Annotated in this window: 27 protein-coding genes, 2 tRNA genes and 2 pseudogenes; 19 read left to right on the top strand and 12 right to left on the bottom strand. The window is 35.6% G+C overall.

The window, feature by feature from the left end:
- Positions 1 to 13: 13 nt before the first annotated feature.
- Together HMPREF0023_RS06455 and HMPREF0023_RS06450 are read right to left on the bottom strand one after the other, a co-directional pair.
- A complete protein-coding gene (locus tag HMPREF0023_RS06455; protein WP_004638700.1) occupies positions 14 to 763 on the bottom strand; it encodes a YebC/PmpR family DNA-binding transcriptional regulator in 750 nt (249 codons plus the stop codon).
- A gap of 138 nt (positions 764 to 901) precedes the next feature.
- Complete coding sequence (locus tag HMPREF0023_RS06450) at positions 902 to 1,459, bottom strand: 1-acyl-sn-glycerol-3-phosphate acyltransferase (RefSeq protein ID WP_008941531.1); 558 nt, start codon at positions 1,457 to 1,459, stop codon at positions 902 to 904.
- A 267-nt stretch (positions 1,460 to 1,726) separates the two neighbouring features.
- Here HMPREF0023_RS06450 and HMPREF0023_RS06445 point away from each other — a divergent pair.
- Both HMPREF0023_RS06445 and HMPREF0023_RS06440 read left to right on the top strand, forming a co-directional pair.
- Positions 1,727 to 1,803 (top strand) — tRNA-Ile (locus tag HMPREF0023_RS06445).
- Positions 1,804 to 2,262: 459 nt separating this feature from the next.
- Entirely contained in the window at positions 2,263 to 3,255 is a 993-nt protein-coding gene (locus HMPREF0023_RS06440; RefSeq protein WP_008941530.1) for an aldo/keto reductase, read from the top strand.
- A 95-nt stretch (positions 3,256 to 3,350) separates the two neighbouring features.
- On the opposite strand, the gene HMPREF0023_RS06435 is transcribed toward HMPREF0023_RS06440, so the two are convergent.
- Positions 3,351 to 4,265 (bottom strand): LysR family transcriptional regulator, encoded by a 915-nt coding sequence (locus HMPREF0023_RS06435; protein ID WP_008941529.1) that lies wholly within the window; start codon positions 4,263 to 4,265, stop codon positions 3,351 to 3,353.
- 188 nt (positions 4,266 to 4,453) lie between these two features.
- On the opposite strand from HMPREF0023_RS06435, the gene HMPREF0023_RS06430 reads away from it, so the two are divergent.
- The 10 genes and pseudogenes from HMPREF0023_RS06430 to HMPREF0023_RS06385 all read left to right on the top strand — a co-directional run bounded on the left by HMPREF0023_RS06430 (position 4,454) and on the right by HMPREF0023_RS06385 (position 11,747).
- Positions 4,454 to 5,062 carry a hypothetical protein gene (locus tag HMPREF0023_RS06430; protein WP_008941528.1) on the top strand — a complete coding sequence of 203 codons (609 nt, stop codon included), beginning with the start codon at positions 4,454 to 4,456 and terminating at the stop codon, positions 5,060 to 5,062.
- A complete protein-coding gene (locus tag HMPREF0023_RS06425) occupies positions 5,025 to 5,843 on the top strand; it encodes an AfsA-related hotdog domain-containing protein (protein WP_017396640.1) in 819 nt (272 codons plus the stop codon). Before HMPREF0023_RS06430 ends, HMPREF0023_RS06425 begins: the two co-directional genes overlap by 38 nt.
- On the top strand, positions 5,836 to 6,669 hold the full coding sequence (locus HMPREF0023_RS06420) for a hypothetical protein (RefSeq protein WP_008941526.1): 834 nt from the start codon (positions 5,836 to 5,838) through the stop codon (positions 6,667 to 6,669). Before HMPREF0023_RS06425 ends, HMPREF0023_RS06420 begins: the two co-directional genes overlap by 8 nt.
- Positions 6,670 to 6,678: 9 nt before the next feature.
- Positions 6,679 to 6,903 carry a 2-hydroxymuconate tautomerase gene (locus HMPREF0023_RS06415; protein ID WP_008941525.1) on the top strand — a complete coding sequence of 75 codons (225 nt, stop codon included), beginning with the start codon at positions 6,679 to 6,681 and terminating at the stop codon, positions 6,901 to 6,903.
- 3 nt (positions 6,904 to 6,906) lie between these two features.
- Positions 6,907 to 7,566, top strand: a complete 660-nt coding sequence (locus HMPREF0023_RS06410; protein ID WP_008941524.1) for an HAD family hydrolase — start codon at positions 6,907 to 6,909, stop codon at positions 7,564 to 7,566.
- A 15-nt stretch (positions 7,567 to 7,581) separates the two neighbouring features.
- A complete protein-coding gene (locus HMPREF0023_RS06405) occupies positions 7,582 to 8,802 on the top strand; it encodes an MFS transporter (protein ID WP_008941523.1) in 1,221 nt (406 codons plus the stop codon).
- Positions 8,789 to 9,169, top strand: a complete 381-nt coding sequence (locus HMPREF0023_RS06400; protein WP_008941522.1) for a carboxymuconolactone decarboxylase family protein — start codon at positions 8,789 to 8,791, stop codon at positions 9,167 to 9,169. Before HMPREF0023_RS06405 ends, HMPREF0023_RS06400 begins: the two co-directional genes overlap by 14 nt.
- A 191-nt stretch (positions 9,170 to 9,360) precedes the next feature.
- A pseudogene (locus HMPREF0023_RS16185) lies at positions 9,361 to 9,910 on the top strand (IS5 family transposase); the annotation flags it as partial.
- Between the two features lie 77 nt (positions 9,911 to 9,987).
- Positions 9,988 to 11,141, top strand: a protein-coding gene (locus HMPREF0023_RS06390; protein WP_409333563.1) for an IS3 family transposase whose coding sequence is annotated in 2 segments (ribosomal slippage) — positions 9,988 to 10,264 and positions 10,264 to 11,141 — 1,155 coding nt in all. Because the reading frame shifts where the segments join, the coding sequence is not laid out codon by codon here.
- Positions 11,142 to 11,396: 255 nt separating this feature from the next.
- Positions 11,397 to 11,747 (top strand): hypothetical protein, encoded by a 351-nt coding sequence (locus HMPREF0023_RS06385; RefSeq protein WP_004638777.1) that lies wholly within the window; start codon positions 11,397 to 11,399, stop codon positions 11,745 to 11,747.
- Between the two features lie 157 nt (positions 11,748 to 11,904).
- On the opposite strand, the gene HMPREF0023_RS06380 is transcribed toward HMPREF0023_RS06385, so the two are convergent.
- The 6 genes from HMPREF0023_RS06380 to HMPREF0023_RS06355 all read right to left on the bottom strand — a co-directional run bounded on the left by HMPREF0023_RS06380 (position 11,905) and on the right by HMPREF0023_RS06355 (position 18,543).
- Positions 11,905 to 12,198, bottom strand: coding sequence for a hypothetical protein (locus HMPREF0023_RS06380; protein ID WP_008941519.1), 294 nt, complete (start codon positions 12,196 to 12,198; stop codon positions 11,905 to 11,907).
- 307 nt (positions 12,199 to 12,505) lie between these two features.
- On the bottom strand, positions 12,506 to 13,402 hold the full coding sequence (locus HMPREF0023_RS06375; protein WP_005090763.1) for a DUF4882 domain-containing protein: 897 nt from the start codon (positions 13,400 to 13,402) through the stop codon (positions 12,506 to 12,508).
- A 162-nt stretch (positions 13,403 to 13,564) separates the two neighbouring features.
- The gene (locus HMPREF0023_RS06370) at positions 13,565 to 14,581 is read right to left on the bottom strand and encodes a fimbrial protein (RefSeq protein WP_005090761.1); all 1,017 of its coding nucleotides are present in this window, start codon (positions 14,579 to 14,581) and stop codon (positions 13,565 to 13,567) included.
- A complete protein-coding gene (locus tag HMPREF0023_RS06365) occupies positions 14,578 to 17,130 on the bottom strand; it encodes a fimbria/pilus outer membrane usher protein (protein WP_004638782.1) in 2,553 nt (850 codons plus the stop codon). The genes HMPREF0023_RS06370 and HMPREF0023_RS06365 overlap by 4 nt, the downstream gene beginning before the upstream one ends.
- A gap of 61 nt (positions 17,131 to 17,191) precedes the next feature.
- Positions 17,192 to 17,923, bottom strand: a complete 732-nt coding sequence (locus tag HMPREF0023_RS06360) for a molecular chaperone (RefSeq protein WP_004638785.1) — start codon at positions 17,921 to 17,923, stop codon at positions 17,192 to 17,194.
- 86 nt (positions 17,924 to 18,009) lie between these two features.
- Positions 18,010 to 18,543 (bottom strand): fimbrial protein, encoded by a 534-nt coding sequence (locus HMPREF0023_RS06355; protein ID WP_004638786.1) that lies wholly within the window; start codon positions 18,541 to 18,543, stop codon positions 18,010 to 18,012.
- Positions 18,544 to 19,010: 467 nt separating this feature from the next.
- On the opposite strand from HMPREF0023_RS06355, the gene HMPREF0023_RS06350 reads away from it, so the two are divergent.
- The gene (locus HMPREF0023_RS06350) at positions 19,011 to 19,358 is read left to right on the top strand and encodes a hypothetical protein (protein WP_004638790.1); all 348 of its coding nucleotides are present in this window, start codon (positions 19,011 to 19,013) and stop codon (positions 19,356 to 19,358) included.
- Positions 19,359 to 19,478: 120 nt separating this feature from the next.
- Positions 19,479 to 19,691 carry a hypothetical protein gene (locus HMPREF0023_RS06345; RefSeq protein ID WP_004638793.1) on the top strand — a complete coding sequence of 71 codons (213 nt, stop codon included), beginning with the start codon at positions 19,479 to 19,481 and terminating at the stop codon, positions 19,689 to 19,691.
- A gap of 49 nt (positions 19,692 to 19,740) precedes the next feature.
- Here the strand turns inward: HMPREF0023_RS06345 and bioB are convergent, their stop codons facing one another.
- Both bioB and queG read right to left on the bottom strand, forming a co-directional pair.
- A complete protein-coding gene (gene bioB / locus HMPREF0023_RS06340; RefSeq protein WP_005090756.1) occupies positions 19,741 to 20,730 on the bottom strand; it encodes a biotin synthase BioB in 990 nt (329 codons plus the stop codon).
- Positions 20,731 to 20,809: 79 nt separating this feature from the next.
- Complete coding sequence (gene queG / locus HMPREF0023_RS06335) at positions 20,810 to 21,934, bottom strand: tRNA epoxyqueuosine(34) reductase QueG (RefSeq protein WP_005090755.1); 1,125 nt, start codon at positions 21,932 to 21,934, stop codon at positions 20,810 to 20,812.
- Positions 21,935 to 21,957: 23 nt separating this feature from the next.
- On the opposite strand from queG, the gene HMPREF0023_RS06330 reads away from it, so the two are divergent.
- Entirely contained in the window at positions 21,958 to 23,466 is a 1,509-nt protein-coding gene (locus tag HMPREF0023_RS06330) for an NAD(P)H-hydrate dehydratase (RefSeq protein WP_008941516.1), read from the top strand.
- 6 nt (positions 23,467 to 23,472) lie between these two features.
- On the opposite strand, the gene ruvC is transcribed toward HMPREF0023_RS06330, so the two are convergent.
- Positions 23,473 to 24,018 (bottom strand): crossover junction endodeoxyribonuclease RuvC, encoded by a 546-nt coding sequence (gene ruvC / locus HMPREF0023_RS06325; protein ID WP_004638800.1) that lies wholly within the window; start codon positions 24,016 to 24,018, stop codon positions 23,473 to 23,475.
- Between the two features lie 299 nt (positions 24,019 to 24,317).
- Between ruvC and HMPREF0023_RS06320 the strand changes: the two genes are divergently transcribed.
- The 4 genes and pseudogenes from HMPREF0023_RS06320 to HMPREF0023_RS16695 form a co-directional block, all read left to right on the top strand.
- Positions 24,318 to 24,394 (top strand) — tRNA-Met (locus tag HMPREF0023_RS06320).
- A gap of 191 nt (positions 24,395 to 24,585) precedes the next feature.
- Entirely contained in the window at positions 24,586 to 24,804 is a 219-nt protein-coding gene (locus tag HMPREF0023_RS06315) for a hypothetical protein (RefSeq protein ID WP_004638801.1), read from the top strand.
- 110 nt (positions 24,805 to 24,914) lie between these two features.
- Positions 24,915 to 25,124 (top strand): cold-shock protein, encoded by a 210-nt coding sequence (locus HMPREF0023_RS06310; protein WP_004638802.1) that lies wholly within the window; start codon positions 24,915 to 24,917, stop codon positions 25,122 to 25,124.
- A 208-nt stretch (positions 25,125 to 25,332) separates the two neighbouring features.
- A pseudogene (locus tag HMPREF0023_RS16695) lies at positions 25,333 to 25,419 on the top strand (IS982 family transposase); the annotation flags it as partial.

Raw genomic sequence — 25,419 nt, 5'->3', positions numbered from 1 at the left:
ACATATTGATTGCTTATGCATCAAGCTGTTCTAAGACTTCTTCAGAGAATTCAACGTTGGTATAAACGTTTTGAACATCATCAAGATCTTCTAACATATCAATCATTTTCATGATTTGTTTTGCTTGATCAACATCCGTGATTTCAGCCTTAGTTGATGGGCTCATAACGACTTCGGCATTATCAGATTTTAAACCTGCCGCAGCTAGAGCATCTTGAACCTCACCAAAGCTCTCTGGACTGGTAATGACGAGAATGCTGTCTTCATCAACTTCGATATCATCAGCGCCCGCTTCTAAAGCGACTTCCATAATTTTGTCTTCTAATGAGACATCTTCGAAAGAAATTTCACCACGTTTAGTAAACAGATATGCAACTGAACCATTCGTTCCTAAGTTACCATTGGTTTTACTAAAACAGTGTCGAACATCAGGTACAGTACGGTTTAAATTATCAGTCATCGTTTCAACGATAACAGCAACACCACCGACACCATAACCTTCATAGGTTACTTCTTTTAAATCATCATTTTCTTCACCACCAGCGCCGCGTTGGATTGCACGATTGATGGTGTCACGTGTCATATTGACAGAAAGTGCTTTTTCAACAACAGCACGTAAACGAGGGTTACTCGCTGCATCAGGACCGCCTAATCTTGCTGCGGTAACAATCTCGCGGATATATTTAGTAAAGACTTTACCGCGACTGGCATCTTGTTTCGCTTTACGATGCTTAATATTGGCCCATTTAGAATGACCCGCCATGGAAGTAACTCCAAAAAAATAAAACTCAAAAAGTGCGTGAATATTAGCATAGCAAGGGTTTTGTTGAAAACTCTCACCGCTAACATTCAAAATATAAAATTATGATGAAATCACAAAACTTGATCAGCTAAACTTTTTCTAATTAATTTTGACATCAATGTCATATTCAGCATACATCGCTTTAATTTTCTCTAGATCTTGTTGTAGATCAGTAGGGTAGATTTTCCCTAAAATTCCACCTTTTTTGGTTCGTGCATTGGCATACATTAAAATGATTGGGACGTTCGCTGCCTTGGCAATATGCCAAAAACCTGTACGGATTGGCTTACGTTCTTCACCATCTTTTGCTCGAGTGGCCTCAGGTGCGATGACAAGATTAAACTGCTCATTCTGATTAAATAGATCAACCATTTGAGTCACGATATCTTTGCTCGCCTTACGATCAACAGGGATACCCCCTAGACGTTCTAGGACAGGTTTTAAGGGCCCTTTAAACAACTCTTTTTTGATCAAAGTATGGATTTTTAATTGCAAAATCTCAAATAGGGCAAGTGATAAGATTGTATCTAGGTTAGATGTATGCTCAAAACCTATAATCACTTGTTTCTTTTCTAAAATGCTAGGATCTACTTCATATTCCCAACCTGTTGCTTTAAATATAGTTTTTCCTAAAAATTTTCTCATGGTCACAACCATTACAACTGAATGACAGCAGTGTAATACGAGTTTTGTAGAAAATACATATCCGCAAATTCCAGATTGAATGAAAATTTGGATGTCTTATAAATGATCAAAAAACGTAATATATGCTTTACTCAATACGCAAAGATCAGATAGAATCAGCGCAGTTAATGATTTTACTTACAATTCTGTATGTTTGATAAAATCATCTGCTTGTAATTTAAGTTAAATTTAACTAAAATTCCGCAGAATTTAATCATAATAATATGATTTAAAGTTATAGGGCCTATAGCTCAGTTGGTTAGAGCAGCGGACTCATAATCCGTTGGTCCCGTGTTCAAGTCACGGTGGGCCCACCATATAAAACAACCACTTAGGTGTACTAATCCTAAGTGGTTTTATTTTTTTGATTTTAGTAAGCGTATAGTAAGCAAAATAGATCAACTATCAATTACTAGATGGGTAGCTTACTCCATCCTCAAGAAAAATATAAATATCAGAATTGTTGTTGTGCTGATCACTATTTAGCCTAAAAGTATTAAAACTTTTATCCAGATGTTAATATCTTTTTTTATTAGTATTCAAAGCTTTTAATATATGTGGTAGTAAATTTTGACTGTTTAAATTGGACTCGATAGTCAAATTAGATGATATCGTATCTTCTAGCTGAGTAAATATACCTGACCTGACCTGACCTGACCTGACCTGACCTGACCTGACCTGACCTGACTTTATTTAATACAATTTTTGAATTGCGAAAATAGCAATTCAATCTTCGGAGAGATTATGAAAATATAATAAAAAACTAGGAGTAATATATGAAAACACGTCAATTATCTCACTCTGTGAAAGTGAGTGCTATCGGTTATGGGGCAATGGGTCTAAGTGAATTTTATGGACAAATTGATGATAATAAATCTATAAAACTTTTAGAAAGTTTATTAGAAAATGGAATTACATTCATTGATACTGCAGATATGTATGGTAATGGGCATAATGAAAGATTAATAGGACATTTCTTGGCAAAACTTAACAAGTCAGATCGCCATAAATTTACAATTGCTACAAAATGTGGAATTAATCGTAATCTTGATGATGGTTATTCTAGATCTATTAATAACAGGCCAGAATACATAAAAAAATGTTGTGATGAATCACTTAAACGTTTGGGTGTTGATAGTATTGATTTATTCTATCTCCATCGAATTGATCAGAATGTACCAATTGAAGAAAGTATAGGATGCCTTAAAGAGCTTATCCAACAAGGAAAAATTAAGAATATTGGATTGTGTGAAGCATCCGCATTAACACTAAAAAAGGCACACTCAATTTATCCTATAGCAGCATTGCAAACAGAATATTCATTATGGACTAGGGATGTTGAAAATGAAATATTACCTACTGTAAAAGAGCTCGGTATCAGTTTTATTCCATACTCACCATTAGGTAGAGGATTTTTGACTGGAAGATATGTTAATAATGAAGATTTTAGCTCTACAGATTTTCGAAAAAATAATGAAAGATTTTTGCAAGAAAACTTAATACACAATGCTCAACTATTAAATTTTCTAGCACCTATCGCTCAAAAATATGATGCAACAACAGGTCAAATTGCACTCGCATGGCTTTTAGCACAATATGATAGAATTATTCCTATTCCTGGCACAAAAAACATTGATTTTCTCATTGAAAATAGTAGAGCATCTGAAATAAAGATGAGTGTAAACGATATTGAAGCTTTAAATAGTTTTAATTTTAATGTTAGAGGTCATAGGTATAACTCAGAAAGTATGAAAGGAGTTAATGTTTAGTATGATTTGATAATGAATTAAATCTTTACCTTTTATGGTAAAGATTTAATTCTTAAATATTAATTTGAAGTAGAGAAAGTGGAAATATATTGATTTTACACTCTGGTTAGGCTTTGATATGCATCTAGGACATTTTTCTTATTTTCATTATTTCTTATTGCTACATAAACATCAATATTTAATGCCATCGCATCTTCATGACTCAAGGAGCGATATGCTAATCCTTCCTGAAAAAATGAACATAGGGATTTGGGTAAAAGAGCAAAGCCCCTGCCTTTAGAAATTCTCGCTAGCATTACTAATGAATCATCAGGTTCTTTAATTTTTTTTAATTCAAATGGAAGTGATTGGAAATATTTTTCACATTTATCATAAAATGCCGGATTAGCATTTCTAGAAAACCAAAATAATGGTAAATCTGAAATATCTTGTAAAGATATTTTTTCGTTTATACTTGCTGGGTGTTGGGCTGGTAAGGCAACTAATAATGGTTCTTTATAAAGCCATTCGTATTTTATTTCACATTGATCTAAAATAATTTTCTCTCCAATTAGAGCAATATCTAATTTATTTTTTATTAAATTGTTTAATAATTGGTTTGATGTGAAATTCTGATTTAGAATATCGTCCTCAAAATCCACCTCTTTTATTTTTTTAAATAGTTGGGGTATATTTTCGAAGTTTATTGTTCTTGTATATCCTAGTTTTACATTGAATTCATTTTGTAATAATTCTTCATCTAATGATTCTAGCTGTAAAATAATACTTTCTACCTTCTGTACCAGTCTTTGACCTGCCGAGGTTAAGTGAACTTTATGCGTATTTCTAATAAATAAATCTTGCCCCATTAAATCTTCTAGACATTGAATCTGTCTAGTCAATGGTGGTTGTGTCATGTTCATTCTCTCAGCAGCTTTTCTAAAGTTTAACTCTTCAACTACTGCTAAAAAACATTGCAATTGCTTGATAGTTGGTAAGTTTTTATTAAATAGGGTTTTCGATACTAGCATCTTCAGCCTTACATGATACTTTTTTATAAAGAATAAATTAGAACATATAGTAAAAAGTTACAGGTGTAAAACTTAATATTGTTAATTTGATGATACAAAAAATGAATTACATTTTTAAAAATTCCATTTTTTTTTGATAGTGATAAATTAATTTTGAAATTAACTAGGTTCAAATCAAGGAACACAAAATGTCATCTAAATATATATTAATTTCAAAGTATCCTCTTAATGGAAAGAAATTTGATATAAATTCTCTCAATTTAAACAATTCATCTAAAACTAAATATTATTTTTATGAAGATGAAAACTCTAAAGAGCTATTAGAGCTACGTTCATTTAATGATATTAAAGAAATATCTTGGGATGAAGGGCGACTAGAGTCAGTATTTCATGATTTAGCTGATAATCTTTCTGGCGATATTCGAAGAGAGCTTGTTAAATTTGTTGAATCACCAATTAATAATGATGAACTGCTGCCACAAACAAAGTATATTCAACTTCGTCATGTTGAGGTGCCTGCAAATAATTACTTTGAATATCGAAAATGGAGAGATGAAACTATTTTTAATGTTGTTCGTGAAAATAAAGATAAAATTGAAAGTTTTGAGGCTTTTCATTCGTTGATCAGTGGTCAACCTGGGGTAATGTTTATATCTTCATTCAATGGGGATATTGAAAACTACACTGAAGCATTTACAAATGAGAAATATAAAAAAATTATAAAACAAGCGGGTGATAGCTACATTACAGGTGGTAATGATGGCCTTTATACTAAAATTTATTGTTCTTGTTGCTAATGGGGATTACCAAATGAAAAGTAAAAAAATTATTATTGTTGGTGATAAATTCCATGAGTTTGCTAATGGAAAAAATGTTTTAACTATCTCTCAACTAGAACTGCTTACACTTATTCCATCAAAAATTATAGATTGTACTCATGAAATTGTAGTTGGACAGGGTATTAATAAAGATTTTGCGGAAAAGTTAGTGCAAAGTAATCATATTGATAATGAGAAAATTAAAATTTGCTCCCTAAAGGAAATCGTAAATTCCAAAAAGAATTGCTACTCCCATAAAAAAGTTGATCACAATATTTTAATTGGCTCAGCGCATAAAGTTGTTGATAAAGATAACACTTATAATTTATCTCTACATATTGATGAAAGATGTGAACTTATGGCTGATCATCAAACTGGTCAGCATATACAAGGTATGATACTTGTTGAAGCATGCCGACAGACTTTTATCGCTGTCACGGAAGAGTTTATTTATAACAAAAACAAAGATTTTTATTATGTAATTAATGATATGTCTACAAATTTTCTTAATTTCTTATTTCCACTGCCTGCAACTATCAGTTTTGAATTTACAGAAATTGATATGAATGATAGACGTGGAAAATTCAAGTCTAGAATGCAAATTATTCAAGAACAAAATGTTTGTGCTGTTGTTGAGATCAATTTTTCAGTCTACCCATCGAAAATCATTTTAGAAAAAGAAAATATGTTAGCAAATGATGTTGCTACAAAAATATTGATGTCTGAGTACACTCCTATTTCAGGAGTAGCTTATGTCTGATTTAAATAGAAAGAAGTATACTTTCTCAGTTACAACTCAAGGCCCTTTATATCCACCTGCAGAAGTTATGGATGCTAATGGAAATTTTGTAGTAATTGGGATGATTCCAGATGAGAATGGAGTTAAATGGACAGGCGCTATTGTTGCACCTGACACTGAACTCCCTGAATTTGGAAGTACATCTAAATATAAAATAATTCAGTATTTGGATACATTATCTGAAGCAGAACTAAAAGATATTGTTCTTTATACTTTACCTTTACCAATCCCACTGAATAATTATCAGATGTTATTTGCACCAGAGCAAAGGCCTAATGCGAATAATATAAAAAGGGAAAGTATCGCACTACACATTGGACATATAGAAGATTATAGAGAGTGTGACGGGAAGCGCTTAATTGATCCTATTACATTACATGACTGGATGTTGGCGACAGGTGAGTTAGAGCTTTCTATTTCACCTGATAAAAAACATGCCAGTTTTGATTTTGACTTTAAAAATTTAGTACCTAACAGTTTGTACACCGTTATGAGTCTTAGGGAAAAAGATCTACAAAAATTAAATCCAACACGTCCTGGCCCATTAGGTATTCCAAATGTATTCATTACTGATCATCACGGTAATGCAAAATTTTGGGCAAAAATTCCTAATGCTTTTCCTGCTCAAGGGGAGGATAGCAATCGAATCATTAATGTCGTCGTTTTATATATGAGCTCTCGTCAAAGTTATGGCGGAGCTATTGGTTTATATGGGCTTGGTGGAGATATACATGCTCATCTAAAACTACAAACGAGATCATTTGATCAATTTTGTACTATTGAATAGGAATTCATTATGCCAGTTATACATATCACTACATGGCCACTCAAAGATGAAAATCAAGTTGAATCCCTCATGGAAGATGTTACCCATGCTGTTCATAAAAATACAGGTGCGCCTTTAGATAAAATTTCAGTAATTTTATCTGAGGTTTCTCCATCGCGTTGGTCGGATGCAGGTGTTTTAGGAACGGATATATCGTTTCAGACCAAAAGTCGTAGAAAAACTTATGAGGGATAACAAGTGAGTAAAGTAGCTGCATTTTTTGATGTTGATGAAACACTTATCAATATGAAAAGCATGTTTAATTTTTATGAATATTGGTGTGTTAGTCAGAATTTAGAAGATCAGCTACATCTATATTTAAATCAATTCAAACAAGATACTACTAATGGAAAATCAAGGGAGTTTCTAAATAAACAATATTATAAAGAATTTAATCAAGTCGAATATTCTAGATTGTTATTGATAGGTCAGCAGTGGTTTGAGCAGTTAAAAACCTCAGATCTATTTATTAAAAATACGATAGCAAGACTCAACCAACATTTAAAGGATGGTGAAACTCCTGTATTTGTTTCTGGTTCAATGTATCCAATTCTTGCTCCAATAGCTTCTTATTTGCATGTTGATGAAATTTTATCAGCACCACTTCTCATAGATCATGAGGGTTTTTGTACTGGTGAAATTGGTACACCTCAGACCATAGGTTTAGGAAAAAAAGCTGCAGCCTTAGCCTACTGCAAAAGAAATGCAATTGATCCAGCAGATTGCTACGCCTACGGAGATGATACATCTGATATCCCAATGCTAGAACTCACTGGAAACCCTGTTTGTGTAGGCCATAATCAACAACTTCTTGATTACGGTAATTCAAAAGGATGGAAACATATTTCATTTAATTAAAATATTGGACTAGTAATGAACTCTCAAAATCAACTTCAAACTATGAATATACGAACGTGGTTAGCATTAATTATTCTAGCGTTATCAACGTTCACTATTGTAACTACAGAACTTGCTCCTGTTGGCTTATTATCTCCAATGGCAAATGGTTTAAATGTTTCAGAATCTCAAATTGGGATGACTGTTTCATTCTATGCTTGGGTTGGTGCTATAAGTGCCTTAATAGCCTCAATCTTTTTGGGTAATGTGCCTAAAAAATGGCTTCTGATCATTCTTACTCTTATTCTGTTTTGCTCTAACATTTTAACTGCCTTAGTTGATTCATATTCAATTTTACTAATTGCACGGGTTATTGGTGCATTAGCGCATGGTGCTTTTTGGGCAATGATCGGAGCTACTGCTGTTGCACTTGTTCCGTCAAAATATATTGGTGTAGCGACTTCTATCGTTTTTGGTGGAGTTTCGGCTGCAAGCGTGTTTGGAGTACCTCTATCTAATTACATTGGAATTAATCTTGGATGGAGAGAAGCATTTTGGTTTATGTCTGGTCTAAGTTTAGTCACTTTCATTGGAATACTCATCTTAGTGCCAAATATTTCTTCAAACAGTACAATCGGATTAAGCTCATTAAAAAAAGTTTTAAAATCTAGTACATTGTGGAAGATCTATTCAGCAACATTGTTGACCATTACAGCTCATTTTGCTGCTTTTACATATATTGAACCATTATTGCATTCTCAGTCACTCCTGAAAGAGCAACTGATCCCATTAACATTATTTATATTTGGTTTAGCTGGATTATTCGGTAATTTTATTACAGGTTTAATTATAGATAAAAATATAAAACTAACAGTTTCAATTTCAATACTACTCATTTTTTCAGTACTGACGTATATAGGGATTCATACATCACCATTATCCCTAGTGTCCATTGTGACATTAGTTATTATTTGGGGGCTTTCTGTTTCAGGGATTTTTGTTGGATTTCAAACATGGGTATTAAAGTTATCTGGGGATGATGTCTTTCCTGCCTCATCAATGTATGTGTCCTTTTTCAACATCGCTATTGGGATTGGGGCAACGCTCGGTGCATGGATTGTTGCGCACTATCCTATTTCATCTCTTTACCTGATTGCAGGTATTGCAATTGGACTTTCTCTTTTCTTAGTAGCACTTATTCCAAGTAGCGCAAAAGAAATCGACTTCAATTTGGAGAATGAGTATGAAACAAACTGATGAATTAACAAAATATGGAATGGAGATTATGAACAAATTAGAGGATGGGCTTGCAGAAAGAGTAACCTCTAGTTTGAGTCAATTAGATGAAGGACTTTCAAAGCTGATCACCGATTATGCATTTGGATCGGTCGTTGGTCGACCAGGTTTAAATCTCAAAACACGAGAAATGCTTACGGTTGCATCTTTAATCTCACTTGGAAACGCGCGACCGCAACTTGAATTACATATGAGGGCAGCTATAAATGTCGGGGTGACCCCACAAGAATTATTGGAAATCGTTATACAAATGGCAATCTATGCAGGTGTTCCAGCTTGTATGAATGGCATTGCTGCTTATAGGGCAGCAATGGAATCAATGGAGTAAAGTAAGAGTAATAAGCACATCCTAAAATTACTCTTCAGATACATTCATAACAAAGATCTGAATAGTAATTTGGGTTGTTAGAGCAACCAGAATTTAAGAAATGTATTACAATCCATATAAAAAATATCAATGAAAAGAGCTTTGTTGCTCAAAGTTTTTTGTAAGGTCTGATTCAGTAATATAGTATTCAAATGAAGAAGTTTACACCTAAAATTTATTGTACAATCAACTGGTCCACATACAACCGGGCTCTCATCAATCGTGTAAATATTGCCATTTGGTTTGATCCCAAAGCACAATAGTATGCTCAACCAAAAAACAAGCATGGTCGAAATTAAACTTATTCCGATACAGCCATCCAATGTTATTTAATGATTAAAGCCAATTTCGTCTTTCTCTACGCAGGGTCACTGGCTTTGTACAAAGCCTAATTAGAATTTGCGGATTAGATTGGACAGCAACGGATTATTCAATACTTTGCAGACGACAAAAGCAGATTGATATTGCGATTAGTTATCAAAAAAGTTATGAATGACTACATCTATTGGTAGATTCAACTGACCTTAAGTTTTAGGCGAAGGTGAACGGAAACGCAAGAAACATCAGCCTGAATATCGTCGGCAATGGTGTAAACTACATATTGGTATAGATGCTAAAACCTTTAAAATACGTACTGTACAGCTCACAATAAATCATGTCAGTGATTCACAAGTATTGGTTGATTTACTGAATCAAATTCCATCTTATTGAATAGTGAATAGCCACCGATTTTGTAGACACTCTTTAGTTAGATAAAATGGCTAATTAACGAGGTGTTTATGAACAGTAGCAAACGATATCCTGAAGAATTCAAAATAGAAGCAGTAAAACAAGTCACTGAGAAAGGTCATAGTGTGGCCGAAGTTGCTGCACGTTTAGGAACCACCACACATAGTCTGTATGCTTGGATTAAACGTTATGATCCACAGCAACCCAAGATCACAGAACCTAGTGATCCACTTTCGGAATTAGCAAAGCTAAAGAAAGAACTCCAAAGAGTCACGGAAGAAAGAGACATATTAAAAAAAGCCGCGGTGTACTTCGCAAGTCAGTCTAAGTGAGGTATGCCTTTATTCAGGACAACCAGCGTATCTGGCCGATTCGTCGTTTGTGTTCAACTTTAGATGTTCATCACAGCGGCTATTACGCATGGTTAAAGCAGCCCATCAGTGAGACTGCTAAGAAACGGCAACAGCTTTCGGGTCTCATTAAACAGTTCTGGCTCGAATCTGGTGGAGTTTATGGCTATCGCAAGATTCACTGTGACTTAATAAAGGATATCGGTGAAGGCTGTGGAATTAATCGGGTACATCGGCTGATGAAAGCGGATGGGCTTAAATCACAGCGTGGCTATCGCAAGCCTAGAGCTTATGTTGGTATTCCCAATATTGTCTCCACAAACACTTTAGAGCGGCAGTTTAATCCAGCTCAGCCTAATCAGCGGTGGGTTACTGATATCACCTATATTCGTACACATGAAGGCTGGTTATATCTTGCGGTAGTGATTGATTTATTTTCGCGCCTTGTAGTTGGCTGGTCTATGAAATCGAGAATGACTACAGATCTGGTTTTAGATGCATTATTGATGGCTCTGTGGAGAAGGAAACCGAAGTGTAAAGTACTCATTCATTCAGACCAGGGCAGCCAATATACGAGTCATGAATGGCAAGCTTTTCTCAAGTATCATAATCTGGAAAGCAGTATGAGCAGAAGAGGAAATTGCCATGATAATGCTGTTGCTGAGAGCTTCTTTCAGTTGCTAAAACGAGAGCGTATTAAGAAGAAAATTTACGTATCGAGATCAGATGCTAGAGCAGATATATTTGAATATATTGAAATGTTTTATAACTCAAAACGACGGCATGGTTCCAATGGTCAACGTTCTCCATTAGATTATGAAAAGGCCCATCAAAAGATGGTTATGTGTGTCTAGAATTTTGGTGGCTATTCATACCCAAGTTATCACTTAAAATTGAGTGAGTTAGTAGATGTTTTAAATTATAAATCTTTGTGAAATAAAGCCGTTTTATATCTATCAAATTTGATTTGATAATAATTGTGCTATCACAATATTGATATAAAATTATTATAATTATTAATAACTTATTTTTTATAGTTGCGTAGTCGTTTGGTAAGACTGTTGTGCTTCTCAATTCTTCTTGGCTACTTTTTATGATTTAATAAATACATGAACAACAAAACAAAAAGAGAGAAAAACATGAAAATAGCATATTTAGGTGGCTTTAAGGATGGAGAGGTTCTTACAGTGCCAATTGATCATGGTGATCCTTTGCAATTAAATTGGCTTATTCAGCATGAAGATATTGAGAAAGCAGAGCAAGATTTGACTGATCATTCACAACGAGATTTTGCGGTTACATTGAAAAAATGTGTAGTGAATTATCATTTGATGATGCTTAAAAAGAGTAAGGAAACTCGGTTTTTTTATGTTGAAGAAGGACTCCCGAGAGAGAAAGTTTCAGAGCAAATGAATCAGCATTGGAATAAGTCAGATACTGTAGGTTTTGACTTTGAATGATAGATGTTCGACATAAATCTATTGATATGTAATTTATATCACGTTATGTTTTAGTGATGTGTGCCCATTTTATTTAAAACTGTGCTATAAAACATTATTTTTTTGGTGTTGAATAATCATTTAATAGCACAGTAGTATTAAGTTTTATTTTTCTATATTAATAATAACTAATAATAATTACACTATTATTGTTTTCGGCTCTCCTTTCAATATTAATTTCAATCATATTGTTTTTTTGTGAATTAATTACCAAATCATTTAAATTTGTTGATTCCTTATTTATTTTTTTATTTAAATTGTTGATTAATTCACAATCTTGATGCTGATGTTGCTGAGAACAAGTGTCTTCGACAATTTGTCCAGTTATTTTTATCGTATTGGCTGCATAGCTGGTAGAGGCTATGATTGCTAACGAAGCAGATAATATGAATTTATATATTATTTTATTCATGTTTATGATCCTTTTATAATGAATGAATTATTTATTAACATATAAATTATTATAAAGGCAATCTTAAATATAAGGTGTTGATTAAAATAATTTTTAAAGTGTGAATTAGTTATGGTTTTTATTTTAATTTTGATAAGTGTTATATTAATTTTGGTTTGTTATCTTAATCACTTATTTCTTTTATAATGTGAATTTGGTTTAAATTTATTTTTGAGAAGAGAATGATTTTTTTATTTGAATTTAAGCATTGAACAGTGCTTAAAAAAGAAAAAGCCTAATCTCAGGATTAGGCTTTCGTATTTATGCTTTAAATAATATTGCCACAGATATCAGTCGTACCTTGTGGGTAAGTGAACTGTAGAGCATTGCGGTCAGTGATTAGCTCTGATGAGAATTTTTGTTCGTTTTCTGGGTCAAATTCTATTGCCACACCGCTTCGAACATTAAAGCTAATATTCTCCAATATCGCTGGTAGGTTAGATTGATATCCTTTATCTATTCCGTTAAGAATAAAACCGACTTGCTTGCTTTCTTGGTTAATATATATACCTAAGCGTTGATAGCTTATTGGATTATTAGTCATGTTGATGTATTGGAAGTAAGTTGAGGTAGGGCCCGTTCCATCACTAAGTCGAGATGACAAACTATAATTTAAATTTGAAGGGTTTTCCCCAAAATCTGGATCATAAGTTCCTGATTGAAAGCCAAAATTTGAATCCACTGTATAGCCATTTCCTGTTATAGCTCTTAGAGAAATGTCAGAGATGTAGGAAGAATTTTCTGAAAGTTTTTTAGGAACTTTAAGCTGCATTTCTAGTGCTATAATACCTGATTTAGGTAAAGTAAAATCGCCATCATTATTCGTACCACTTAATTGTGCTTTAGTGGTTGAGATGTAGCTGATGTACGAAAATTCTTCCTCTGTAAATGGTAATACTGAAAAACTGAATTTTTGACCATCAATAATCGGAAAGATGGTTATTGGCATATATCCAGAATTTTGATTGTTCCAATCATCGTAATCTTGTTGTGTTGCATCAAAGTTATACTGACATGTTTGACTCTGATTTAAACTACGTAAACTTAAGCTAGTTGATGTTGTTGCTGTAGATTGGGATGTAGTACTGCTACTTTGTGAGCTATTTTGATTTTCACCACAGCCAAGCAGGGCTAAGCTAAGCGTCAATATGCCAATTTTTTTCATTGATAGTTCCTATAAGTTAAGTGGTTTAAAATTTTTTAAAAAAGCTAAAAGTTCATACTTTTGAATGGATTTAATTTTTATCAAGTGAAAATTTCAGAATTTATAGTTTGATTTTTTTTAAAAAAAAAGACCTCTTTTAAAAAAAAGAGGTCTCGTGAAAAATCAATCATATTCAATAGTTACAGTTGCCATTGCTCGAACTTTTCCTGCTGTTACGTTGGCATTTGTTTGATAATATCGCGCTGTAAGTGGTACGTTATATTCAATAGTCTGGTTAGATTTAACTGTACCTAATTCTAATTTGTCACCTAAACCAATCACGCGATTCTGATTATTATAATTCCATAGAAGTTGAACACCTACACCGTTTGCTTTTGTTGCATTTGGTTCGAGATTTCTTAGGACTTGAGTGTTTGTACCTTCTGTTTGATAATCAAAACTCAAACTTATTAGGTTTTTCTCTTCATAACCTGTTGGGTTTTCACCACCGTTACAAAGGATATTTAGATCAAAGCTTTGCTCACCTTGCGTGGATCCAACACCAGTAAAACCTGATTTTGTGACAGTTGGTAGTGTGACAGCTTTGTTAATATTACCTCGCCATTCACAAGAAGAAGATGCAATAGTAATTGCATTTCCATAAACTGTGCTGGTTAAGAAAGGGCGATCACTTCGACTTCCAGCATAATAAGTACTATATTGTCCAGGAACTAATGTTCCAGAGCCTGTATTTTCTGCGGTTTTAATAATTTCAACTATAAAATAACCCTCAGCAAGAATAACACGAGTTCCAGGTACAGGACGTGTATAGGGGTAATAGCCTGAAAAGTTCGTCGCATTAAATGCTTCACGATAAAGTCGAATACCAATTCCAGGAATATTTGTTGAGTAAATACTATTGCCCAGTGAACTTATTGGACGATTCTGTATTAGACTCGCTACCATCATTTCGTTACTATTACAATTGATGTACATAGTTTGAGAGTTAGGGCGGATTTCAAATAAAGATTTATTTAGAATTTTGCCAACAGGATCACTAGGTCGAACAACGACACGACCTACAGCCATACTAATGTCTATAGTTGTAAATCCTGATGCTGGTGTACAAGCTGCATTTGCCTCACCATACAAACCAAGACCAGCGGTGAGCAAAACACTGTTTAAGAGTAATTTTTTCATTTACAAACCGCCTCAGTCATTATTAAGTTTTGTTGATCTTGTGCAAGCTGAGCTGTTACGTCATAAGTAATCTCACATTGCTCAGCGCTTTCATCACCCCATTTTACATACAGTTGATCTTGTGCTTTTTGGGTACGTAAATACACCATGCTACCTTGAGCAACAATACCAACAGACTCATTATTTTGATCAAATACTTGAGCTGCAAATGGTAGATTTTCACCAGTCGAAGTTTTAGCAGCAATGTAAATTGCATAACCTTTCTTCGTAGAAAAGTCTACTTTCGTAATAGACCCTGCGAATGGGGCAATTCGTTGGCTAGTTTCTTCAAGTTCGACATTTGTAGACATTTCTTGTGGGTCAAGTGTGATGTCATTTAAACGATATGGTGTTACATAAGGAATAACAGCATAGCCATCCTTATTGACACTTAAACCTGTTGTATTATTGACTTTGGCGCCTGCTGCATCAGGTGCATAAACTAATACCATGGTTTGACCTTGTTCAGGGCCGAATAAGATACCATCGCGATGCGCAACAATATTTCCTGTTAAACTTACCATCGCTTGTTGATAGGTATCAGCAATACTATAAGATCCACCAACGGTCGTGAAATTGGTGCGATAGCGACCATTTACGTTGAATGTTGGATTGTTATAGTCTTGATGTGACATGGATGAACCATAGCTAAAGCGATCGCCAACAGTACCACTAACACCAACAGTTCGGTTGTTTTGTGATGCATTTGCATTCACATTCATCGAATGTTTCTTAAAGCTCAATGGGAAGGAGAGCGTCATCAAGTATTCAGTGTCTCGTGTACGATTATTCGAGCTATAGTCAACTTGTCGTTTGGTTGCAGATAAACCATAAGTTAAACCATGGTAGTTATTACTATAACCAAACTGGTATTGTTTACCGCTTTCATTGCGATTCCAATAATCAACCCATGAACCGACCATGTAGAAGTTACCCCAACCATCAGGAAGACCCTGATTCAAGGTAATTTGAAATTCACTACGTTGTTTACCCACAGCATAGCTGTTGATACCTTTATCTTCCAAATCACGGATTAAAAGTGCATCACGTAATTTGTAATAATTTTCAGTCGAGTATCGATATGCGGCTAAGGTTAAATTGGTACTTGTCGGAGAGATCAGCTTACTATAGCTCAAGCGATAACTTTGACCAGATTGAGACGCTTTTTTCTCAAAGTCAGCTTCAGAATGGGTTACGTCAACTGAAATAGCACCTAGAGGTGTCGCAAAAGCTGTACCTAATAGTGCAGATGCATATCGTTCAGTAGCTTGAAAACCTGTATAACCAGTCAGGTAGTTGTTAATACCGAGTTGGTATTTACCTTGTACAACCCAAGGGTCTAAATCAATATCACGATCTCGGAACTCACCAGCAGTGACCGAGTAGCGACTCATGCCAGGTCTTAGCATTTGAACGACAGAAGCGTAGGGGATTGAAAATGTTTGAATATCACCATTTGATTCAATCACAGAAACTTCGAGTTCACCACCGAAACCTGTTGGGTAGAGATCATTAATTTCAAAGCTACCTGGTGATACAGTCGTTTGGTAAATCAATTGCCCTTGTTGACGTACTTCAACTTTAGCATTTGTTTTTGCATTGCCACGAATACGAGGTGCATAACCCAACATACTATTTGGCAGCATGCGGTCATCACTAGAAAAATCAATACCACGGTATCCAAATGAATCGAAAACTTCACCATTGGTAAAACTATCGCCTAATGTAAGTACACCACGATATTGAGGAAATGCACGTTGCAAATAGGTACTTGTAGATTGATAGTTTGATTTACTTTCATTCTCGTTAGGCTGATCTTTCCACTGCCATTGACCATTGTGACGTAATTGCCAGCCAGCAAGATTCGCTCCAGCTGTTAATGCCATAAATGCATTAGTGGTTTCTTTATTGTCATTGCTTCTATTAAATGTTTTATATGCACTACCGCTATAAGATAAAAAGCCAGCATTTACACCACGATCCCAAACACTTGGATCGACATAGCCTTGAGCATTTTTTTGTATCGCAACCTGAGGAATAGAAATATCTACACGCAACTTAGACGTATCAAAATCATAGTATGCATCTTCAATCCATTCATCTATTTTTAGGCAGCTATTTTGTGAAATGGCAGATTGATGGATCGCTAAAGCATCTTGCTTAACACCATACTCGAGTAAAGTATTAGAGTTGAAGCAGGTAACGGCATTTTGTTTAGGATCGACAGCTTTAAATTGCATACGGCGTTTGCCGAACCATTTACCATTAATATATACGTCTACATTATATTCACCCGGTAATACAGGGTTACCGTACTTAAAGCGTGAAATATCGATCTTTTGCGCATCACCAATCAAAAACGAAGAGTCGAACTCGGCTTCCATCGCATTATTGTTTTTGAGTTCGTCTGCATACACCATCACTGGCACAGTCATGCTGATTATGCCAGAGGTTAGGTAAAAACAAATATGACGCTTTAATAATCTATATGGTGCGTGCTTTTTTGACATAATAAGAATCGCCTATATTGTATAGGTACTTAAAATTATTGGTTATCTGGATGAAAAATGATTATTGAAACTTAATTGGTTTCTCGACACGTCCGCCATAATCATTCACATTGATAAAGCTCATTTTTTCAGTATTGGAGATTTTTAATTGAACACGATCTTCAGAAAATGGCTTTAACATTAAACCTTTGGGTAATAAATCAACTTTTTTATCACCATTGACTTGATAGATTGAAGTCATCGTAATGTGAAAAGGTGTTGGGTTTTTGATGACCACACTTTGACCTGCTTTTTGCCATTGCAGCTTATCGGCTGCTAAATTAGCATCTTCTTTAATACTCGCAGGGCGGTAGAAGAATTTAATTCTTGAACGAATTGCAAGTTGTAAAAAATTATCTGGTACTGATTCAGCACCTTTACCTGTTGGTCGAGGTGGAATATCCAATACGTTTAACCAAAGTACAGATTCTTGCTGTTGATTTAGCTGTGATGCATTTGGTAAAGCTGTAATCCGGAGAGTTTGGCTTTTTGTTGCTTCAACACGCGAAATTGGAGGCGTGATCATAAAAGGAACTTTTGATTGATCAGGTGTACTTTTTGGATCTCCTTCATCAATCCATGCTTGGACTAATGCAGGTTTAGAGCCATTATTACTGAGCTGTAAAGTGACTTCACGTGCATCGGAAGGATAAATAACGCGCGTGCCGTGAATGACAATCTCTGCATGAGTAGCAGTTGCTAACATTGAACAGAGTGCAAAACCAGACAAGAATTTACTACCGTTAAATGACATGTGAAACATTCTCAGAAAAAGGCGAAAGTGATGAAATACAGAGGAGTTTCTATGTTCGAAAACATAGAAACTCAGTTATCAATAGATTATTGATAAATAATTGTGTATTGAACTGAAGTTGTTACTTCACCAGCAGTTGAAGCGCCAGTTGCATAGTATTCAGCATAGTAGTTAAGATCAGCGCTACCGCCTTCTACAACGTCAACCCACTGAGAGTTAGCTTGAGCACCAGTAGCGCCAGCAGCTAATACAGGGATTACTTGGTTGTTGTCACCAAGTAATTGAACGTCAACGTTTTGAGCACCAGCAGCAGCTTGGTTGATTAAACGACCAGTATTGAAATCAACAGTTGCACCTGGTTCGAAGTAAGTTGCAACTTTACCAGCTGAACAGTCTTCCAAGTTGATTTGGAATGGAGTACGACCTGCTACATCACCAGCATTTGCTAGAGTTTGTCTAGAAACAGTAGGAAGAGTAACTGTGAAGTCTTTACCTGCTGGAGTAACGATGTTACAAGTTTTGTCAGTTACTAAACCATTGATTGTAATTGTTCCGTCAGCAGCTTGTACATTTGCAATACCAACAACTGAAAGAGCAGCGATCAAAGCAATTTTTTTCATAATAATTTCTCAAATACATAAGCTAAAAGTTGAATTATATTACCTTTTCAGTTAAATTTTTGCGCTGAACAAGTAATGTTCGAAATATACCATTAATTAAACAAAATGCAAACCGTGTCACAAAATGCTTAATTTTTGTTTAAATTTTCCTGCGATCAAATTTAACTGTTTGTTTAATTTTATTTTTTGGTCAAAAAAATCTTCAATATACGGGTTGAGAAATATAAAATTTGGTAAAAATTACAAAAAATTTATTAGCAATAATTGATTTTTTGTTTATTTTTGTTCAAAATTGGCGGAATTTTATATGAATTTTTTATGACAAATGATTAGGTATTCTTAAAATTAAAATTTCGGGTCATCAAAATGGTTAACAAAAAGCTCAAACTTTTTTTAAGAATTTTTTAAGATTGTGGGACTAATTTTTAAGCATGAATTGATGAAAAAAACATCGCAAGGAGATATCCATGAACATGCTTTATACCCACAAACCAGACTATTATTTCTTCGCACACAAGTTTGTTCTGTTTTTGCAAGATTATTTAAAGTCTCATCCGACAGAACACCAAACCAGTTTTAATTTACAAACGATCTATGATTTGTTTGGACATGACCGTGCTTCGAGTACCACTAATCTTGAAGGTATTCTAAACATTGTGGATGAATACGTACTTGAAACCGATCAAGGGAAGCAGGCATTGATTAGTGCTTATCATGTTCATCTAGATAGCCATATTTTGACTCTGCAACTCAACCCTAAAGCAATGCACAGTCTAATAACAGGTATTCAAATTGTACGACCACTTGCAGCTTAATGTTATGTGTCTAAATTAAAGCTGAATACTTATATGGATTAGTCAATTGTTTTAGCTTGAGCTGAATTTATCTAGGCTATTGGTTATGATGTTATTTCATCTTGTGATCAGAATAGCGCTATGGATAAGAATTTTGACTCTGAAACCTATACTGTAGATAAAAATTTGACTGATACTCTGATGTGGCTAATGCATCATCAGGAGGTATTTGATTCATTCCATTTTGATGTGCACTCACAGGAGTTATCCGTTACCCATGCTGCTGGTGTGGATATCATCCGAGAAGGAATGTTCTTAAATGCGAAATATGGCATCTTAGTGACATCAGTATAATTTCAAAACGAGAAAGAAAAAGCCTTGTCAGTTGACAAGGCTTTTGCGTTTATGCGCTCATCGCATCTATTGAGAGCTCTGCAACACTTGGTTTTGGCTTTTCAGCAGTCAAACCTAATTTGGCAAATAACACTTGATCTTTACCTTCGCCAGCATTTGGCGTTGTAAGAAGTTTCTCACCAGAGAACAAAGAGTTAGCACCAGCCATAAATGCCAATGCTTGATCCGAATCACTAAGTGATTCACGTCCTGCTGATAGGCGAATATAGCTGTGTGGCATAATGATACGAGCAACTGCGATAGTACGGATCCATTCCGTTACATCTAGTTTTTCGACATCAGCAAGTGGTGTTCCTTCGATTGGCACAAGCATATTAATCGGTACAGACTCAGGATGAACAGGCATGGTAGCGAGTTCATGCAATAAACCGATACGGTCATTACGACTTTCACCTAAGCCAACAATACCGCCACTACACACTTTCATGCCAGCTTGACGGACATGGTCTAATGTATTTAAACGGTCATCAAAAGTGCGCGTACTGATAATATGTGAGTAGTATTCACGTGATGTATCAAGATTATGATTGTAATAATCCAAGCCCGCATCTTTTAAACGTTCAGCTTGAGATTGATTTAACATGCCGAGAGTCATACAGGTTTCTAGACCTAAGGCTTTTACTTCACGTACCATTTCTAGGACGTATGGCATATCACGCTCGTGAGGGTTACGCCAAGCTGCCCCCATACAGAAACGAGATGACCCAGAGTCTTTGGCTGCCTGTGCTTCACGAATTACCTTGTCAACTGTAATACGCTTTTCTGCTTCTAGTTTTGAGTCATAGCGTGCTGACTGGGAGCAATACTTGCAGTCTTCAGGACATTTACCCGTTTTGATTGAAAGAAGTGTGCTGACTTGAATCGTGTTTGCTTGAAAATGTTGGCGATGAACGCGTTGTGCTTCAAAAACTAAGTCTAAAAAAGGTTGATCATATAAAGCTTGGATTTCATCACGAGTCCAGTCATTACGTAGGGTCATTGTTATATCCATGATGATTGATTACAAAGATTGAGATTAATCATACAGAAATCGTGCCAAAGCCATAGGGCAAAAAACATCATTTTTCTATTTGATGAACAGTAGATTGCTGCAATTGTTGTTGAATTGCCCAATCAATATGTACATTTACAATCTCATCGTGCCAAGATTTTGCTTCTTGCAATTTGGCTATGATTTCATCTGAGTATGGCGCATTTCCGAGTCCGATTGCAATATTGCGTTTAAAGGATTGATAGCCTGTACGCCTGATTGGACTACCTTCTGTATTTGCTAGGAAAGTTGCCTCATCCCACCGCCAAATATCGAGTAAGCTGATATTATCTAAGCTGTGTCTAGGGTCAAAATCTGGAATTGTTGCCGTCTTCGCAAAGCCATTCCATGGACATATCAACTGACAATCATCGCAACCGAAAATTCGGTTTCCAATACCAGCACGATATTCTTCTGGAATAATACCTTTATATTCAATGGTTAAATATGCGATACATTTTCTGGCATCTAACATGTAGGGTTCAACAATTGCTTGAGTTGGACATATATCAATACAAGCCGTACAAGAGCCACAATGTGCCGTTGCGGGCTGATCAAAGGGAAGATCTAACGATGTGAATAGCTCGCCTAAAACGAAAAATGAGCCTGATTTTTTATGGATGAGTAAAGTATGTTTTCCAGTCCACCCCATACCTGCACTTTCTGCCAGTGATTTTTCGAAAATTGGAGCTGAATCTGCAAAGGGGCGTGACTCAAAATCGCCCACTTTTTCTTTAATTCGATTGGCTAAGGTTTTGAGTCGTCCACGCATCACTTTGTGATAATCACGACCTCGTGCATAGCGTGCGATAATGGCTGAATTTGGTTCAAATGGTACATAACGGGGCTTAGGGGATGCTACAAGATAGTTCATTCGCACACAGATAATGCTTTTTGTACCTGGAACAAGCAATGTTGGATCTGCGCGCTTTTCTAAGTTCTCTTCCAAATAGTGCATATCTGCATGATAGCCACGCTCCAAATATTCTTTAAAACGTGGTATTTGATCTTGAGCATCTGGTTTGGCAATGACACAATCAGAAAAGCCTAAGTCCAAAGCTTGTGCCTTTATCCAGCTTTTAAGCGCGTGGGGATCAAGCTGTTGAATCTCAATCTTTTGAGAAGCGTTTTTGGAAGAGTGAGTAGAGGCCATAAACCGATAATAAGAGGAAAACCATGCAACGTTTAGTTTACCATAGCCCAGTTTATGATAGTCAAAGTATACAAGCATGGGAGCAACGCTGGTTTGCTCAAAAAAACGCTTCACTGGGGTTGATGCAACAAGCGGCTTGGTCAATAGCACAAGAATTAAATAAACAATTTCTAGTTCAAAAAATTAAACATATCGCAATTTGGTGTGGACAAGGTAATAACGCTGGTGATGGTTATTATATTGCTGCTTTTTTAAAGCAGCAGGGTTTTAAAGTGACTGTGTTTGCAACAGAGCTAGGACATTCTATTGATTTACAACAGGCATTTAATTATGCACAAAGCCAGCAAGTTGATATTCAAACGATTGACTATTTGCTGTCTGAACATGAAATAGGGCAAGAATTGCCAATATTTGACTGTCATATAGATGCATTATTTGGGATCGGGTTAAACCGAATGCTTGATCAAAAATGGCAAAACATCATTCAACTCTACAATCTGCAAATAGGCTTAAAAATATCGATTGATATCCCAAGTGGATTACATGCCAATACAGGACAAGCTTTGCCTTGTGTTATTCGAGCAGATCAGACTTTTACGCTATTGGGATACAAAGCTGGCTTGTTTACTGGGCAAGGCAAAGAGTATGTTGGGCAATTACATTTAGCCAGCTTGATTCCAGTTGATAGTGAATTACAGTCGATTGCCTATTTGTCACCTAAAAAAGTCATGCTGCCGAAACGTCAAGCCTTTGGACACAAAGGCAGCTATGGACATGTTCTCGTCATCGGTGGTCATGCTGATATGGGGGGAGCGGTGATCATGTCTGCTGAAGCTGCTTTTCATGCGGGGGCTGGAAAGGTAAGCGTTATTTGTCATGCTAAACACCATCAAGCGATTTTGGCGCGCTCTCCAAACATCATGGTTCGAGATATAAATGCCTTAGAACAAAAAGAGATTGAGCAATTACTAAAGCAAATCGATGCAGTCTGTTTTGGTATGGGTTTAGGACGTGATGAATGGGCTGAATCAATATATTTAAAATGGTTTGAATGCCTAAATCGGCATTCGCATTTACAAGTCGTACTTGATGCCGATGGACTTTGGTTTTTGGCCAAACATCCACAACAATTAAATGCTCATGTTTATGCAACTCCACATTCAGGCGAGGCTGCAACTTTATTAGGTTGCACTGCAACAGAGATTGAGCAAGATCGTATATCTGCAATTTATCAGTTACGACAAAAATACTCAGGGCAATGGGTGCTGAAAGGCGCAGGGAGTCTAATTTTAGAGAATGAGTTATTTATCTGTACACAGGGTAATGCAGGTATGGGTACAGGAGGTATGGGGGATGTATTGGCAGGCATGATTGCCAGTTTAAAAGCACAATTTGATGAGCAAGTCGCATTACATGAAATTGTCAGTTTACATGCACAGGCAGGGGATTTACTCGCTGAAAAGGGTATGAGAGGTTTGCAAGCACATGAAATGGGGAAAATGATTTATCATGTGGTGAATCAAGCCTTGTAAATTAACCTAACGCCGTCTAGTACTTGAGCGACTCCGACCACGTGCCATACCACCTAGAGCATTTAAAACGGCCAGTTTAGTCATACTTCCTGAGGCGTGAGCATGACAAATGGCTGCAGCCAGTGCATCCGCAGCATCGGCTTGTGGCTTAATGGTTAAGTTCAATAAGCGCATCACCATCATTTGTACTTGTTCTTTATCAGCAGCCCCATAACCTACAACAGACTGTTTAATCTGGCGTGCAGTATACTCAGCCACTTGTAGATCTAAATTTACTAAAGCTGCAATCGCTGCGCCACGTGCTTGACCAAGCTTTAACGCAGAATCTGGATTTTGCGCCATAAAGACTTGTTCTACAGCAGCCTCTGTAGGGCCATGAAATTTAACAATTCGCTCCACACCTGCAAAAATACGTTTTAAACGCTCAGGCATTTCTTGAGTTTCTGTTCGAATAGTTCCTGCATCTACAAAGCGGAGTTTATTACCGTCTTTTTCGATAATGCCATAACCTGTTAAGCGGGAACCAGGATCGATACCAATAATCAGTGACATGAAGCGCTATTAAAGTATAAGTGTGTTGCTATTGTTACATAGCCATTGTAGGACGGCACTCTTTTTTTGTAGAGTTTAGAATCGAAAAGAGAATAATTGATCAAAGATTCAATGCAATAGTTTTATTTTTGCTGATATCTCGATTAAAGCACTAATAAAAATATTCTTCAAAAAATGCTCGACAATGTAAAAAAATCCCATATTCGTATTATTTTTAAACAATATTTTTAATATTTTACGAATTTTATAGAAAATGTTTGCATTAAATTTGATATGGGCGTATAAAGCTAACTCGCTGATGCGGGGTGGAGCAGTCTGGTAGCTCGTCGGGCTCATAACCCGAAGGTCGTTGGTTCAAATCCAACCCCCGCATCCAAATTAATTTTGCTCTGTGATGTATTGAAAGTAGTTGTTTGAACCATACGTCAAACACATGCTACCTTAGCTTAAATAAACCTAAATATAGCTAAAATTATTAGATTCTAGAAATGTAGTATTCCTCTCTCATCTGTCTAGCATTGTAGTAAATTAAATCGATCACCTGAGCTCAGTAATGAGTATAGTGAATTGAAAATTATTAATGAGTGGCGTATAGCCAAAGCCAGTAATGGCAATGAAATTTGTGTGAAAATCATCCCTTTGAAGCGTCAGCAAAATACGTTGAATGGTTCAAAATGGGTAGAAGTAGGTAAGAAAGTACTGTTGCAGTCTGGTCAAGAAGTTGACTTTAACTTGGATGGTAAAAGCTTTTATGCTTCGGTTAATCAGTTATATCGATTGACTTAGATGGTTTTTGTACTTGAAGTATCTATTTAATAAAGATAGATTGAGTTAAATCTAAATATCAAATCTAGATTTAACTCATAAATGAACAAAGTTTAAAAGGTTTAAAAAGTATGTCTGATACAGTTACTGGCACTGTGAAGTGGTTCAACGAAACTAAAGGTTTTGGTTTTATTCAAGCTGATTCAGGGCAAGACGTTTTTGCTCACTTCAGCGAAATCCAAAGCAATGGTTTTAAAGTTTTACATGAAGGACAACGTGTTTCGTTCGTTCTTGGCCAAGGTAAGAAAGGACCACAAGCGACTAGTATCTCTGTTATCTAATAGAAAATACTTTTAGCGAAAAAAGCCTGCATTTCGATGTAGGCTTTTTTGTTTTATTTTCTTACGATTTTTCGATAATAAACCTCAGAATAGACCATCATCTTAGACTAGATAACCTGAGTTCGATATAAAAAAAGAGTAGAAAAAAAGCCCTGTTTTTGTAACATATTGGTTCTCAAGACAAAATGTTATAAAACAAGGCTTCTCAATGGATCATATTACCGAATTATTTTGTATTTTGGATGATTTCTGCAAAAAATTTAATGAATCTTTAGAGAAAGCTTTAATTTCTAAT

Source organism: Acinetobacter sp. ATCC 27244, from assembly GCF_000156555.1.
Taxonomy (GTDB): Bacteria; Pseudomonadota; Gammaproteobacteria; order Pseudomonadales; family Moraxellaceae; genus Acinetobacter; species Acinetobacter haemolyticus.
The sequence above is the reverse complement of the archived record's forward strand: the minus strand, read 5'-3'. Positions and strand labels throughout refer to the sequence as shown.

Coding starts and splice junctions, on each gene's coding strand:
- HMPREF0023_RS06455 (WP_004638700.1), bottom strand. CDS start 763: ATGGCGGGTCATTCTAAATGGGCCAATATTAAGCATCGTAAAGCGAAA.
- HMPREF0023_RS06450 (WP_008941531.1), bottom strand. CDS start 1,459: ATGGTTGTGACCATGAGAAAATTTTTAGGAAAAACTATATTTAAAGCA.
- HMPREF0023_RS06440 (WP_008941530.1), top strand. CDS start 2,263: ATGAAAACACGTCAATTATCTCACTCTGTGAAAGTGAGTGCTATCGGT.
- HMPREF0023_RS06435 (WP_008941529.1), bottom strand. CDS start 4,265: ATGCTAGTATCGAAAACCCTATTTAATAAAAACTTACCAACTATCAAG.
- HMPREF0023_RS06430 (WP_008941528.1), top strand. CDS start 4,454: ATGTCATCTAAATATATATTAATTTCAAAGTATCCTCTTAATGGAAAG.
- HMPREF0023_RS06425 (WP_017396640.1), top strand. CDS start 5,025: ATGGCCTTTATACTAAAATTTATTGTTCTTGTTGCTAATGGGGATTAC.
- HMPREF0023_RS06420 (WP_008941526.1), top strand. CDS start 5,836: ATGTCTGATTTAAATAGAAAGAAGTATACTTTCTCAGTTACAACTCAA.
- HMPREF0023_RS06415 (WP_008941525.1), top strand. CDS start 6,679: ATGCCAGTTATACATATCACTACATGGCCACTCAAAGATGAAAATCAA.
- HMPREF0023_RS06405 (WP_008941523.1), top strand. CDS start 7,582: ATGAACTCTCAAAATCAACTTCAAACTATGAATATACGAACGTGGTTA.
- HMPREF0023_RS06400 (WP_008941522.1), top strand. CDS start 8,789: ATGAAACAAACTGATGAATTAACAAAATATGGAATGGAGATTATGAAC.
- HMPREF0023_RS06385 (WP_004638777.1), top strand. CDS start 11,397: ATGAACAACAAAACAAAAAGAGAGAAAAACATGAAAATAGCATATTTA.
- HMPREF0023_RS06380 (WP_008941519.1), bottom strand. CDS start 12,198: ATGAATAAAATAATATATAAATTCATATTATCTGCTTCGTTAGCAATC.
- HMPREF0023_RS06375 (WP_005090763.1), bottom strand. CDS start 13,402: ATGAAAAAAATTGGCATATTGACGCTTAGCTTAGCCCTGCTTGGCTGT.
- HMPREF0023_RS06370 (WP_005090761.1), bottom strand. CDS start 14,581: ATGAAAAAATTACTCTTAAACAGTGTTTTGCTCACCGCTGGTCTTGGT.
- HMPREF0023_RS06365 (WP_004638782.1), bottom strand. CDS start 17,130: ATGTCAAAAAAGCACGCACCATATAGATTATTAAAGCGTCATATTTGT.
- HMPREF0023_RS06360 (WP_004638785.1), bottom strand. CDS start 17,923: ATGTCATTTAACGGTAGTAAATTCTTGTCTGGTTTTGCACTCTGTTCA.
- HMPREF0023_RS06355 (WP_004638786.1), bottom strand. CDS start 18,543: ATGAAAAAAATTGCTTTGATCGCTGCTCTTTCAGTTGTTGGTATTGCA.
- HMPREF0023_RS06350 (WP_004638790.1), top strand. CDS start 19,011: ATGAACATGCTTTATACCCACAAACCAGACTATTATTTCTTCGCACAC.
- HMPREF0023_RS06345 (WP_004638793.1), top strand. CDS start 19,479: ATGGATAAGAATTTTGACTCTGAAACCTATACTGTAGATAAAAATTTG.
- bioB (WP_005090756.1), bottom strand. CDS start 20,730: ATGACCCTACGTAATGACTGGACTCGTGATGAAATCCAAGCTTTATAT.
- queG (WP_005090755.1), bottom strand. CDS start 21,934: ATGGCCTCTACTCACTCTTCCAAAAACGCTTCTCAAAAGATTGAGATT.
- HMPREF0023_RS06330 (WP_008941516.1), top strand. CDS start 21,958: ATGCAACGTTTAGTTTACCATAGCCCAGTTTATGATAGTCAAAGTATA.
- ruvC (WP_004638800.1), bottom strand. CDS start 24,018: ATGTCACTGATTATTGGTATCGATCCTGGTTCCCGCTTAACAGGTTAT.
- HMPREF0023_RS06310 (WP_004638802.1), top strand. CDS start 24,915: ATGTCTGATACAGTTACTGGCACTGTGAAGTGGTTCAACGAAACTAAA.